The 14,074-nt window shown below is 42.6% G+C and carries 10 protein-coding genes; all 10 read right to left on the bottom strand.

The genetic code is table 11. From position 1 onward, the window contains the following. Positions 1–386: 386 nt before the first annotated feature. Complete coding sequence (locus E2980_RS10920) at positions 387–2,540, bottom strand: AAA family ATPase (protein WP_135152213.1); 2,154 nt, start codon at positions 2,538–2,540, stop codon at positions 387–389. Positions 2,541–2,613: 73 nt separating this feature from the next. Continuing rightward, the gene (locus E2980_RS10915) at positions 2,614–5,754 is read right to left on the bottom strand and encodes a type I restriction endonuclease subunit R (protein WP_135152212.1); all 3,141 of its coding nucleotides are present in this window, start codon (positions 5,752–5,754) and stop codon (positions 2,614–2,616) included. Positions 5,755–5,773: 19 nt separating this feature from the next. Then, the gene (locus tag E2980_RS10910) at positions 5,774–7,084 is read right to left on the bottom strand and encodes a restriction endonuclease subunit S (protein ID WP_167747072.1); all 1,311 of its coding nucleotides are present in this window, start codon (positions 7,082–7,084) and stop codon (positions 5,774–5,776) included. Next, complete coding sequence (locus E2980_RS10905) at positions 7,074–8,597, bottom strand: class I SAM-dependent DNA methyltransferase (RefSeq protein WP_135152210.1); 1,524 nt, start codon at positions 8,595–8,597, stop codon at positions 7,074–7,076. Before E2980_RS10905 ends, E2980_RS10910 begins: the two co-directional genes overlap by 11 nt. 16 nt (positions 8,598–8,613) lie before the next feature. Further along, positions 8,614–10,200 (bottom strand): restriction endonuclease subunit S, encoded by a 1,587-nt coding sequence (locus E2980_RS10900; RefSeq protein WP_167747071.1) that lies wholly within the window; start codon positions 10,198–10,200, stop codon positions 8,614–8,616. A gap of 443 nt (positions 10,201–10,643) precedes the next feature. Continuing rightward, positions 10,644–10,922 carry a DNA-binding protein gene (locus E2980_RS10895; protein ID WP_240702982.1) on the bottom strand — a complete coding sequence of 93 codons (279 nt, stop codon included), beginning with the start codon at positions 10,920–10,922 and terminating at the stop codon, positions 10,644–10,646. Between the two features lie 195 nt (positions 10,923–11,117). Next, entirely contained in the window at positions 11,118–11,516 is a 399-nt protein-coding gene (locus E2980_RS10890) for a PIN domain-containing protein (protein ID WP_240702978.1), read from the bottom strand. Continuing rightward, entirely contained in the window at positions 11,516–11,749 is a 234-nt protein-coding gene (locus E2980_RS10885; RefSeq protein ID WP_135152208.1) for a hypothetical protein, read from the bottom strand. The genes E2980_RS10890 and E2980_RS10885 overlap by 1 nt, the downstream gene beginning before the upstream one ends. A gap of 187 nt (positions 11,750–11,936) precedes the next feature. Then, positions 11,937–12,254, bottom strand: coding sequence for a PIG-L family deacetylase (locus tag E2980_RS10880; RefSeq protein ID WP_135152207.1), 318 nt, complete (start codon positions 12,252–12,254; stop codon positions 11,937–11,939). 27 nt (positions 12,255–12,281) lie between these two features. After that, on the bottom strand, positions 12,282–14,069 hold the full coding sequence (locus E2980_RS10875) for a sensor histidine kinase (protein WP_240702977.1): 1,788 nt from the start codon (positions 14,067–14,069) through the stop codon (positions 12,282–12,284). Positions 14,070–14,074 lie beyond the last annotated feature (5 nt).

Here is a 14,074-nt window from a genome sequence, read left to right as displayed (position 1 = left end):
GTTTGCCGCCGACTTCCTTCAGATTCGACCTCTTGGTCGACACCCTTGTCTTAAGCTAATGACTACTACTGCCTTCGTCACTCGGGACTTTCACCCTATAGATAACGCCCATGCTGGGCGCACTAGAAAAAACCGCTTGGCATCAAGCCTTCGCGGTTCGCAAACTTACTTATATTCATCTTTCAAAATAGAATAATGAGCGCTATCCGTTAACTCACCATTCACCATGACTTCCACCGTATGCGGGAGTATAAAAGCTTTGAAACTGTTACAGAAGGCTCCATACCGCTCGTATTTGATGATGTCTACATCAATAATAGCATCCAAAAACTGACCTCATCGCTACCAGCGATAGAAAATAGTATCAGAAGTATTTGAATGTGCAGCTATTGAAGGATAGTATAGTAAAGAGCAAAAATAGTTGCCACAATGCTAATTATAGATGCCACTAATGTAGCATATTTTTTATTCTTAAAAAGATAATAAGATAATGGCCAAACAGAAATAGTTACTAGTGTTAGAATTGTCGACTTACCAATTTTTTCAAATATCGGAAATAAGAAAATAAACAATAATGCTACCCCGAGTATAAAAAAAACAACTGTAGTAATCTTCTTGAAATTCGTAATTTGGTTCGTTCGCCTACTGTCCTTTTCGGTCTGTCTTGCTATCAGCAATTCTACTTGCTCTTTTAATCCTTCAATAGTCATATTTGAACTGCTTAACTGTTCTTGAAGAGTTATTATATTTCCAACAGCTGCACCTGATTCTCTTTTTGAATCTTCAAGTTCCTGAGAGACAGAAGTTATAACATTTGTCTTTTCTCCAATTATTTCTAACAACCGCTCTTGTTTCTGATTAAACTCATCTATTCGACTTTCTAGTTGTTGTAATTTATTATCTTTTTCCTCAACCAGTTCTTCTAATTCGCTTGCTTTCTCCACCAAGGATTCATGAATTATTTCCTCTTTCTCTTCTTCAGATTCACTATTTTTGAACCTATTTCTGAAATATTGGTCAGAAAGAACTTTTTCTGCCAAAAAGGGAGTTGCTCCTTTATATTGTGATATTCGAGACAAGATCTTTTGAGTATGCATATTACTTAATCCATCTGATATTGGGACGAATGTTCTAGAAAAAACATCAAGAAACATTTCATTGAATTTGTTATCGGTAGGTCTTACAAATCTTAGAATTTGAATCAACTGCGTCGGTAATAATGCAAAGGGTAGTTCTTCTCTAAAACGAATCTCAGAATTTTGAAACCTGATAAAAAACCGGTCTGTAGTTAATACCCATGCAGGACTATCTAAGAATCGATTAATAACTTGGTTTTTCCGCAATTCAACCATCAAACTTATTAGATAAGCATCATGCTCTGCAGCTGCTGCTGATTTTTCATGATCACTTCTGTTATTTATTTTACTTATTAGATCAGTCCACTCAACATTAAACTCATTACTATGAGCAGGTATGACCCTCTCTACTTCAATTCCTTCTTCTTCGAGAACTATATCAATATTTCTATATTTTGAAATAAAATCGCTTATTTCGATTCCTTGTCTCTTCGCAGTTCTCCAGTATGTACTTACAAAATTCTCTTCTGTCATATATTTATAACCAACTGCAGAAAGTGCAACAGGGGTAGGAAATTCAAGGAGCACCCTGGAATCAAAGGAAATCCTTCTCTCAAGCTCTTTTAATGTCATCACTGAAACCTTAAGATTAAAGCCAAATTCACGGCATAAATTTACAACATCTCTTACTAGTAAATAGCGATGTTCACCCTGTAAGTTTAATAGTCTATACACAGTACTTGAATCTAAATATAGGTCCTTACCTTGAATTGAATGTTTTATTCCTTCTAGAATATTTGGGTCACATATGGTTGTTAGGTACCGAAATGCTTTTTCGATTAATTGTTCAAGATAACGTCTTATATTGGCATTAGTAGAACCAAGGAATAGTAGATATTCTTTTTTCGCTATTATCTTTAGCGATTGAGAACGAAAAGGGAGACTTTCAATTATATCATTAGTTGATAGATTGTCATCAGTAAGCAACTCATTTTCAATTAAAGCTTTACTTGCCGCTCCATGATGCAGAAACAGTATCGAAAGAAATTGAATTAATTGATCCTTCAAGCTACTAATTTCTACGCTGTCAAGTTCTACAAAATGCGGCTTAATAGATTCATTGATCCAATCTTCTATAACCTCTTCTTGAAACGCTCCAACTTCCGTTACTTTTGACTTCATTAAAGAGTAGCAGTTAAAACTAAGGACATACTTGTCCTTAGACTGAGTAACTAAATTATCATCTGTTAAAGAATTTAAGCTATTTTGAATTGTTTGCAAATCTAAGTTGCAGCCCAAAATCATACTTATTTTTTCTTTAATTTCCGTAGCAGTTAATGCAGTGTTCTCAATAAACAATGCGTTGAGTACAAGATCATTCTTAGTGGTTGCAGCTAAGTCAAGACTTTCAAATGGTACATAATGAGCTAGTCTTATCAATGAGAGATCCTTCAATACATTCATTCTCTTGTCTCCAATCATATTAATTTTAAAATAGGCGTAGGACATCAATTCTTTGATGTTCTACGCCTGATGTCTAATAGTACCTGAATTCTTCCGTCTCTGACTGAACCATCAACTCAGCTTGTTGAAGTACAAGATCAATCGCCATCTTCTCCAGATCCGGCGGATAACCGTATTTCTTCAACAACCTCTTAATAGTAATCCGCATCTGCGCCCGAACATTCTCCCGAAGCGTCCAGTCTACCTTAATGTTGCCTTTGATTGCCTGTGTCAGTTCATGCGCAATTTGCTTTAGAACGAGGTCGCCCATCAATTCCTTTGCGGTTTCATTCGAAGCAAGCGCATCATAAAAGGCTACTTCTTCCTTAATGAGCCCAAGATCCTCACCGCGCTTAACTGCTTCGTTCATCTCTTTGGCCATCTGGATCAACTCTTCAATGACCTGCGTTGTTTCGATTGTACGATTGTTGTATTTACGAACAGCTTCCTCCAGCATCTCAGAGAACTTCTTCGACTGAATGATGCTGATTCTGGAAACTGCCTTCACCTTACCCTGAAGCAGCCTTCTCAATAACTCTACCGCAAGGTTTTTCTGCTTCAGACCTCTCACATGCTCCAAAAATTCATTCGACAATATCGCGATGTTCGGTTTCTGCAAACCGACTGCTTCAAGAATATCAATGACCTCATCGGAAATGATCGACCTAGAGATCAGTTGATTCAGCTCCGCATCCAGTTCGTTCGTCGTTTTCTTCTTATTTTCCGTCGTGATGATTTTGACGATTCCGGATTTGACAGCTTTGAAAAAACTAATCTCTAGGTTCACTTGCTCTGCAGCCTCTGTAGTTGCGCATAGAGCATAGGCTTTTCCCAACTCCGTTGTCCAATTCACAAAATTACGTTTCCCTTTGTCGCCGAGTCCAAGCACGTAATCAACCGTTTCAACTATTGCCTTCATCCGCTCAGAAGCTTTCTCCGATGCGAATTTAGTAAAATCATGACCATGTAACAGTTCTCTAATGAGCTGTATCCTCTCTAGCATGAAGTCAACCGCCTGATCCGTATCGACGCCAGCGGTCTTGCGATCATTTTCCGTATATTGCTGGAGCGCCGCTTTCAACATATCCGCGATGCCGATATAGTCCACGATTAATCCGCCCGGCTTATCTCGGAACACGCGGTTAACCCGGGCAATCGCTTGCATGAGGTTATGGCCTTTCATTGGCTTATCAACATACATTGTGTTCATGCTCGGCACGTCAAACCCAGTCAACCACATATCTCGAACGATGACGATTTCAAGCGGATCGTTCAGATCCTTCATCCGATTCGCGAGATGTTCCCGGCGACGCTTGTTACCGATATATGGCTGCCATTCCGCAGGATCGCTGGAGCTACCTGTCATAACGATTTTAATTTTACCCTCGTTATCATCAGTACTGTGCCAATCTGGACGAATCGAGATAATCTCTTTATAGAGATCGATGGCAATACGACGTGACATAACAACAATCATCGCTTTGCCATACATGGCGCCCTGACGTTGCTCGTAGTGAGTAACCATGTCTTGGGCGACTTTTTTAATCCGTTTCTCCGAACCGGCCAAAGCTTCAAGCCGCGCCCATCTGGATTTCAATTTCTCTTGCTGCGTATATTCCTGATATTCCGTAATTTCTTCGTATTCTTCATCGATAACCGGGCGCTCAACATCAGACAACTCCAACCGCGCAACCCGGCTTTCATAGTAAATCTTGACGGTCGTTCCATCCTCGACGGCCCTAGTCATATCATAGACATCGATATAATCACCGAACACGGCAGGAGTATTCTTATCGGTCAATTCAACCGGCGTACCTGTATATCCGATGTAGGAAGCATTCGGTAACGCATCGCGCATGTATTTGGCATAGCCGTATTTGATGTTTGCTTCATCGTCCTTAGCAACCATTTCCGCCTGGAATCCATATTGACTGCGATGAGCTTCGTCCGCGATAACAATTACATTCCGGCGGTTCGTAAGTACAGGATATTTCGTATCCCCTTCTTCCGGAGAAAACTTGTGAACCGTTGTGAAAATAATCCCGCCCGACTCCACCGCTAACAACTCTTGCAAATGCGTGCGATTGTCAGCTTGCTGTGGTGTTTGGCGAAGCAAATCCTTCGACTTGCTGAACGATGCGTAGAGTTGATCGTCTAGGTCATTGCGGTCAGTTACGACGACAATCGTCGGGTTATCAAGCGCCAAAACCAGTTTACCGGCATAGAAGACCATAGATAGGCTTTTCCCGGAGCCTTGCGTATGCCAGATGACTCCGATTTTTCGATCGCCTTCCTCCATCGTCGCTCTTTCGGTGCAGGCGATCGCCTTATTGGTGGCATGATATTGGTGGTAACCGGCCAATATTTTGAACAATTTTTCTCCGTCCGTCTGGAACAATACAAAATGTCTAATGAGATCCAGCAACCGGCTTTTTTCGAACATGCCTTTGATCAATACTTCGAGCTGAGGTAGGGAGGAGGAGGCTATATCTTCCCCGCCGATCGTCCGCCACATCATGAACCGTTCCTCATCCGAAGTTAGAGTACCGACTCTAGCATTGACGCCATCACTTATGACCAGAAAGGAATTGTAAGTGAAAAGAGATGAGATCGCCTTTTTGTAAGTCTGCACCTGATTGTAAGCATCGCTAATACCTACTTCTTCGTTGGAGGCACTTTTAAGTTCTAATACTGCAATCGGTAGCCCATTGACGAAAACCACCACATCCGGTCGCTTATCGGTTTGGTTCTCGATGACCGTAAACTGATTCACGACCAAGAAGTCGTTATTGTCGACGCGTTCGGGATGCGTATCGAACAACCAAACCTTCTCTGTCGGATAATCTCCATTGGCCGCCCGATACTGGACGTCGATACCGTCGGTAATCATCTTCTGAAAAGCTTTATTATTGATGATCAGACTAGGGCTGCGGGGCAATTCGATAATGCGAACCGCTTCGTCGATCACTTCCCGTGGTAGCTTCTTGTTGATTCGAATGAGAGCCTCGCGAAGACGCTCTTTCAGAATGACATCCTGATAAAGCAGCCTTTCCGGGTATTCTCCCTCGGGAGATATTTCCGGTCCGTAAGCTTTACTGTAATTCAGTTCTTCGAACCATTCTTGCGCTGCCTGTTCAAGGTCGTTCTCGGTGTAGGATGTGGTGTACAGGGCCATGGATGCACCTCCTTCTAAGCTAAGTATTGGAAATATAGTTCGCGCTTGTTTCTGCAACCATCGGCAGGTCAGCATCCAGAATATACTCATGCTCGACAGGTATTCGAATTTCGCCTGACATGAGTTTGGGGAGGAGGGTGTCTCTAATTTGGGAAAGAAACTTATTCTCTTTTCTATTGTTTTGTATCTTGGTATAAATAGACCTTAAAGTACAAGCGAACTCATTTAACAAATCGGCTGGCGGTATAGCAATAGAAATTAATTTTAACTGCTGGAAAGTGATTTGCGGAAAAGTCCCTGAACGTGATTCTGCAAGAGTTTGGAGAAAATCAACTATCGTTTTACTTGTTAAAAAGTAGTATATGATAATTGAGTCCACAATCGATTTTGATCGAAGCACCATTAACTTTGTTGAAACCACATATTCTTGTGCATCAAAATCAATATAGGCAAATCTCTTATTGGCTGGTCTAATTTCGCTGTAAAGAATGTCACCAGTATATATTCTTTTTTTAGCCTGGCCTGGCAAAATAGATGGATATGAATAATCTTCATGCAAAACTTCACCATCTAAAATGTCTGATGTGTTCAGGAAGATCACTTGATTTTCAGTGAATTTATATGTTTGTGATATCGATTCAATCAAGTCATCCAGTCTCTTAACTTCCCATTCGATCGGGACTTCTGCAGCTAGTTCATCAGACCATACTGTCTCACCGCCGCTGGACTTATAAGGTTCTCCGTTATCATTTGGAAACTCAAAATCTACAATCCAACGTTTGAACAGGGCATGGGCTATTTCTTCCATATTATGGATCATAATTTTATTAAGTTCAATATTTTCATCCAGCTTTGATAATACGTTACTTATTGAACGTTGGTCTTCCAGACTAAGGTTTGGAACCCTTAATTCTTTTATGTTTTTCAAACTAAGTGTCTTTTGTGTTGAACCTACCACTCTTTGTTCAATTTGTTGCTTTACTGAACTTGAAGTTAACCAAAAATAAAGAAACTTATTATCTACGTTTTTAGGTACAATAATTGCAGTGTTTTGCCCCAAGCAAAAGGGACTATCAAAATTCACAAAACTAAAGTTTCCATAACTACCGACTCTGCTTACTAAAATATCACCCGCGTGAGGCTTATACTTCTTGCTAAACTCCTCGTAAACTTCATAACTTACTCTCAGTGTCTGAGATAAATCTAAATAACCACCCTTGATGTCGGTTACCCTAATAATGGGGAATCCCTCTTTGATATATTCGGGCGTCTTATGCAAGGAGTCGACTACATTCGCAACTTCTTGTAATTCAACTGTATCAGAACTCAAACCCGATCCCCCCAAGCCGCTTGCGAATCTCTTCTTCTAAGTGTCGTGACTTCGAGAATTGCTCTGCTAACTCTGTCGTCAGTCGAACCATTTTATCCTCGAATGGCTCTCTGTCTTCCTCGACATCTTCAATCCCAACGTAACGACCTGGCGTCAAAATATATTCATGCTCATGAACTTCAGCAAGCTTCGCCGATTTGCAGAAGCCTTTAGTATCCTCATAAACCCCAGCCTCAGCTTGACCACGCCAAGCATGGTAAGAGTCTGCGATCTTCTTGATATCCTCGACGTTTAGCTCTTTGTGAGTCCGATCCACCATATGCCCCATTTTGCGCGCATCGATGAACAAGATTTCGCCGCGACGATCGCGGTGCCCCTTAGAAGCTTTATTTTTAGCCAAAAACCACAGGCAAACCGGAATCTGCGTCGAGTAGAACAACTGACCCGGCAAAGTGACAATGCAGTCGACCAAATCCGCTTTGACGAGGTTGCTGCGAATTTCAAATTCAGCCGTTGTGCTCGTAGACATCGATCCATTGGCCAATACGAAGCCGGCCAGGCCGCTCGGTGCAAGCTTGTTTACGATGTGCTGAATCCATGCATAGTTCGCATTACCTGTTGGCGGAATGCCATATGCCCAACGAGCGTCGTCGGTCAGTCTAGAACCGCCCCAATCGCTGATGTTAAAGGGAGGATTCGCTAATATGTAATCTGCCTTTAAATTCTTGTGCAGGTCGTTATGGAACGAATCGGCGTTATGTTCACCCAAGTTGTTATCGAGTCCGCGAATCGCCAAGTTCATTTTGCACAGCTTCCAAGTAGTCGGGTTTGACTCTTGCCCATATACCGCGATATCGCCAAGCTTGCCTTGATGTTCCTCGACGAACTTCTCGCTCTGTACGAACATCCCGCCTGATCCGCAGCAGGGATCATAGACGCGGCCTTTGAAGGGTTCGATCATCGCTACTAGTAGCCCAACAACACTGTTCGGGGTATAAAACTCGCCGCCGTTCTTGCCTTCAGCGCTCGCAAACTTGCTTAGGAAGTATTCATACACCCGTCCGAGCACGTCTTTAGAACGGCTTTCCTCATCACCTACTTTGAATGAGAACAAGTCAATGACTTCGCCGAGCCTAGTTTTATCCAGTGTTGGTCTAGCGTAATCCTTTGGCAGCACGCCTTTTAGCGATGGATTTTCTTTCTCGATATCAATCATGGCTTGATCGATAATTTGCCCGATTTCCGGCTTTTTGGCATTACTTTTAATATTACTCCAACGTGCATCCTTAGGTACCCAGAAAATATTTGCCGCGATATATTCGTCCCGGTCTTCTGGATCCGCGTAGGCTTCTTCTTTTAGAATCTGATACTTCTCCTCGAATGCGTCCGATACGTATTTAAGGAACAGCAGACCAAGCGCGACATGCTTGTATTCCGCAGAATCCATGCTGCCGCGCATCTTATCGGCCATGCTCCATAATTTCTCTTCAAATCCTAAGTTGGCTGCCGACATCTCTAAAGAATCCTCCTCAGTATAGTTCGCTGTAAAGTTTGTTCTTCACTTGTTCCCAGCGAGCTGTTGCGTCCCGAACTGTTGCTCTGTAACGCTCTTTCTCCTCGGTATAACGGTTTATGCGTTCCTTCTGTTCTTCTATCGAAAGAAGAGGAACTTCGATTTCCGCTACATCCGCAGGATTCAAATTCATAACGGTTGTTCCCCGTTGAAAGCTCTGAATCAGAGTTGCTCCAACTGGACTTTCCAAGAATATTTTCGCGAATGAGCTCAGTATAGTTGATTTGAACCGAAGAACAATGATATTTGATGACGCGATTACGACCCCATCAGAATCAGGAAATACTGCAAGTTTGTGCACTGTTCCACGGCAGGTCATGACCAAATCACCCGGCAGTATTTCGTAACGTTTAACCTTGCGTTCTTCTTCATCTATCGTTTCTAACTGCTCAAGATTCACTTCGCCGTCTTCCAGGTTAGAGATGTTAAGCACCCAAATATTTCCTGCTTTTAAATCTTGCTTGAGGATGGATTTCCCTCGAAAAATATCCGCAATATCTCGCAGCTTCACCTTAGGGACTAGAGCTTGTTGGAATGATCGTAACGTATCTTGATCTTCATCCAGCAGCATATCAATTCGCCAATTATCGAGCAGACCAAACTGATCGGAACGAATTGTAATTTCACGTTCCGTAATTAGCGTCATTTTTTGAAGTTGTAATCGTCCGAGAACCACTTCTTCCGTTGGTAACTTCCCCAATTCGATTTGATAGGTTTTGACGGAAGTGAAAGGTCGGAACAACCCGTCCGGAAGCACATGTATAGAACTGACTGGGGCTGTGTCGTTTATTTGTTTTCGCCAATTTGCAATACTTCCTGATTGAAACATCATCCGTGCGGGAAAAGTTACGCTAATCCTCCCACTGTCCTGTACGAGTGGAATGAGATGGTTGACTGCCACACCCTCTGAATCCCGAATTGACACATCGTCACCATCGTCCATTTTCATCCCGAAATTCGGAATGGTTAGTATGGCTTCAAATTTCTCCGTTAGCGGCAAAGGATGATAAATTGATCCTTGAATAACAGAAACATTGGGGTAAGGCTCAAAATAGATCTTCAGTAGTTTGGCGATTATGTAGCTCTCTGTCAGCAATGTTATCTTGAACGGTTGCTTGTAACACTGTGTTTCTACTAGACCGCGAATATATTTCTCTGTCTCAGTGATGAGAAGAGACTGATAATGGTTGCGACCGCACATGGCTATAAACCTATCCATGATTCCGGAATGGACAATGATCCCTCCGGTAACACGATCTTGCTGCAATGTCTGCAAGGCGTAATCCAATAGGTCGATATCCTTGCCTGCTTGATACAGTTTATAATATAAATCCCGATCTCCGGGGAAGTGTCCCAATTCTCGCTCGCCTACATTTTCCTTCATTATTCGGAATAACATTTCCGGATCTTGAAGAGTCGAATTAGCTGCCCCTTGTTGTTCCAACACCTTTCTTGTCAGAGTAACTCGAACAGCTTCCCGCAATAATTGATCCCGCGAGCTAATGTCATGAAGCAAGCAGATATTCCAGAACGATTCAATCAATGTATCACCCTCTAGCACTAGGAACTTTCACCTAAATAATACCACAATATAATCGAGTATTTCAATACCAAATATTAAAAAACTAACCAAATCGGTTCCTTAGACCAATAATTTACCTATGAACCTATGCAATATCCTCAATATTGCAGTTGAATAATACTTTCAATAACCATTAAATCTCCGCTAATTAAACTTTCTATTTCTTTGCTGATCTTCTCTTTTATCGTGTCCAATTAGTTTTTGTGAAGAATTTCTTTGGTATAAATTTGTGTATATTGAGGGTTACTGATCAATATGACTTTCGGAAGGGGGGCCTCCATTAACCTTCTCATAAAGCCAGTCTACCAGATCCATCTGTAATCACCACTTTCTGTAATTCTATTAAGCTTAAATTCGATGAGAAGGAGCCCCATTCCTTCCTTTAACCGGAAACCGAGGGACAATTATCTTGTGAAAATGACATCATCCGACATCTTGATCAGATATATTTCCTCAAGGTTAGGCGCCAGTTCCACAATAACAATATCTTTGATGACAAAACGAACGGTGCCGCCAAATCGCTGAACGAATGAATTATAAATACGGCCGACGCTTCTGCATCCTTTGGGACACGTATGCGTACTATTCACGACATAACCGATTTTACCGATCGGTGGGATTTCCGCCCTGTTATCGGAATTCTTACGAAGATGAACGATCTGTCCCGGTTTCAAGAATCCCATTACCCTTGATAGCGACATATGTTAGGAATTCCAAGTGTCATACACACTCCGAAAGGAAGCGAGGCACGTTTTGCTCGTTCGATAATCTGATTCCACAACTTGCCTTTGCCCCTGTCTTTATACCTCATTTACTTCGTCTTTCTCAGCTTAACAAAAAATAAAGCCTTACCCGTTAAGGCAAGACTGGAGAACACATTATATTTTCAAGAGTGGGAAACCAAACTCTTCCTGCACAAAATTCATATCTGAATCTCTTGATACCAAACCAAGATGATATTCAATAGCCGTAGCAACTATGATGGCATCGGGAGCTTTGAGCTTGCGGCCTTTTTCCTTTTGTTCTCTTCGAATATCGCCGGCAATACGTGCAATTTGTGAGGTAACTTCTATGCATCTACGAGAATTAAACAATTTGATACCACGCAAACGGTACTCTGACTTTAAGCCGCTAAATACTTCACATTCGGTTATAACGGAAAAGTACATGGGCATACGGTTATCTTTGGCTTGCTTGGCAAATGACAGTGCAGCTTCTTCACCTGCAAGGAGTGCAATTGCAATATTCGTATCGATTAAGTAACCGTCGATCCCCATCAATTCCACTCTTCTCTGCGCATTTTCTTGACTTCTTCTGTCAATTCTTTAGCCTGTTCAGGAGTTAAAACCCCTGCTGATTCAAGAATATCCTCAATGGAATAGTCATCTTCGACTTCAATAGTATCGTTATCCAAGTCGATTGTGACTTTGCTCTGAGTCACATTCATTTTAGTCAAAAGGGAACGCAATTCGTTTGCAGTTTGTTTATCCATTTTTTTCGGTATGGACATAACGTAAACAGCCTCCTTCTGATCTACGGTCTAAAAAAATTATAACATAACCGAACCCCCTCCTTACAACGGTTTGTAATCACTTTTGGTGTCCTTCCATATAGTAGCTTGCCAAAAGGACTAAAGCCGAAAGATTCCTCCGCCCACCATATTTTCAACTGGTTTGAACCTGCCTGGCGTTGAAAACTCAACAGTCGTATTTTTTGTTGCCCAATAACTCAGCGGCTTGGAATTGGGATCGATGAGCTTGGATGGATGCCATCTTTTGCTTCAAATAATCTTTGACATCATTTATCACATGAGGTTCCCCGATAGCTTGATGAAGATTTTTGGCAACAGCCATGCAGTGGACGGGAGGCCTTTCTTCCTTGGATAGCCTTCCAACCGTTCGGATAACGGCTGCTCCGCATGCATCATGATCGGGATGAACGCTGTAACCTGGATAGAAGGTAATGATCAGCGAGGGGTGAAGCTCTTTCAGGAGGGCGTCAATCCGTTCATCCAAGCTCCCAGTTCTATCCTCTGAAGCACTTTACCAGCCCGAGCCAAGATTCTTGCTGCCGTCTTCTTCCTTCAACCTGCTAGCGGGAATGACGATACGGATCGTTGATCCGATGCCTGGTTTACTGGCGATCGTCACCCCGTACTCCTTCCCGTAATGCAGCTTAATACGCTTGTCGACATTCCGAATGCCATACCCGACACGGTTAATGTCACCGGACCCCAAAATTTGCTTAATGGTTTCAGGATGGAATCCGATGCCATCATCGATGATATGAAACACGACGGATTGACCCTCAAGGGAACCGATTATTCGAATGTTAATGCTGTCCCCGCACCAAGCATGCTCCAATATGTTCTCAAGAAAAGGCTGAAGGATTAACTTTAATGTATCGTAAGCGAAAATGTCCGTCTGAATATCGTAATGGACTTGCATCCGCTCGCCGTATTTCGTTTCTTGGATATCGATATAGGCTTTGGCCTGCTCCAGCTCGTTATATATGGATATGATATTTTTGCCGTCATTGAGCGATAAGCGATAGAACTTCGCTAAATCCAATACCATTTGGTGAAGCTTGTCCACTTCCCCGAATTTAGCCAGCCTGCTTATGGAGGAAAGAGTGTTATAGAGAAAATGGGGATTGATTTGTGCTTGCAGGGATTCAAGCTCGGCTTCTTTCTTCTGCAGATTGGTCATGTACACTTCCCGGATCAGACTTCCGATGTTGTGTCCCATTTCATTCAGCGCGGAGGAGATTCTAGTAAACTCGTCATTTCCCTTGAACAGAATTCTCTTGTGAAACTCGCCCTCCTGGAAGGAATCCAATACGGTCACGATCTTCTTAACCCGCTTAGAGAAAAATCGGGAAATGAATATACCCGCGATGGAGAATACAGCAAAGCAACCTAAACAAATATACAGGGTTAGAAGACGGACTTTATTCGTATCCCTCTCCGTTAGATTGGCGGGTACGAGGGCAGTAATGTCCCAACCCAGCCCGGGCAATGCTTGGCGGATCACCAGTTGTTCCCCCGCGTTAGCCTCCTTCCACAGGTCTCCAACCTGCAAGGAGGGCGAACCAGATGAAGTAACAATCCTATCGTGCTCGTCTGATATGAAGATGGTTGTCCCTTCTCCGATTTTCTGAAAATCCACGCTCTCGAACAGATCCGACAGACGTACGCTGATTCTTGCAAACCCAATCTCTTTTATTTGAACAAGGTTGATGTCCACGGCTCTTCTCAGAAGGGATATTCGGCCATAAATCTCGTCATCCTCGATTCTCTTCCACTGTAACGTCTTTCCGTATGTCTCTTGAGGATATTCCTTATACCAATCCTTATCGACGATACGCTTGATGTGGTATAAATCGAACAGCTGATTTTTCGCCATCAAGGGATCCGCCTGGTTATAATGGCTATAGATTTCCGGAAGCGTATCGTTATGTAAATAAAAAGACAGCCACAAACTGCGATCGGTGGCATCGAGCACGGTACGGAACTTGGGAAGTAAATACTTTGTCGTAGCCGCATAGGAGACCCAACCCGCTTCGTAGTGCCGAAGGTGTCTGGACAGCGTATCGTCATAGTAGATCATATCGGATATTCGCTGGGTGTCCTCCATCTTGTACGCGATGTTGTCCATCATCAATTGCAAAGTACCTTGTATGTTGCTTCGCGTTTGCACGCGGATCGAGCTGACGAAGATGGAGTTGGCAATGTAACCGACCAATAGCACGGGAATGATGATCAACACCGAATAGGAAAGCATTAGCTTATATCCGAAAGGCATATATTTCCGAACCGGAATAGTATTCATCACGT

The organism is Cohnella luojiensis (genome assembly GCF_004564235.1).
In the GTDB taxonomy this organism is placed as follows: Bacteria; Bacillota; Bacilli; order Paenibacillales; family Paenibacillaceae; genus Cohnella; species Cohnella luojiensis.
Note: the sequence above shows the minus strand (reverse complement) of the source record. Positions and strands in the feature narration are given on the sequence as shown.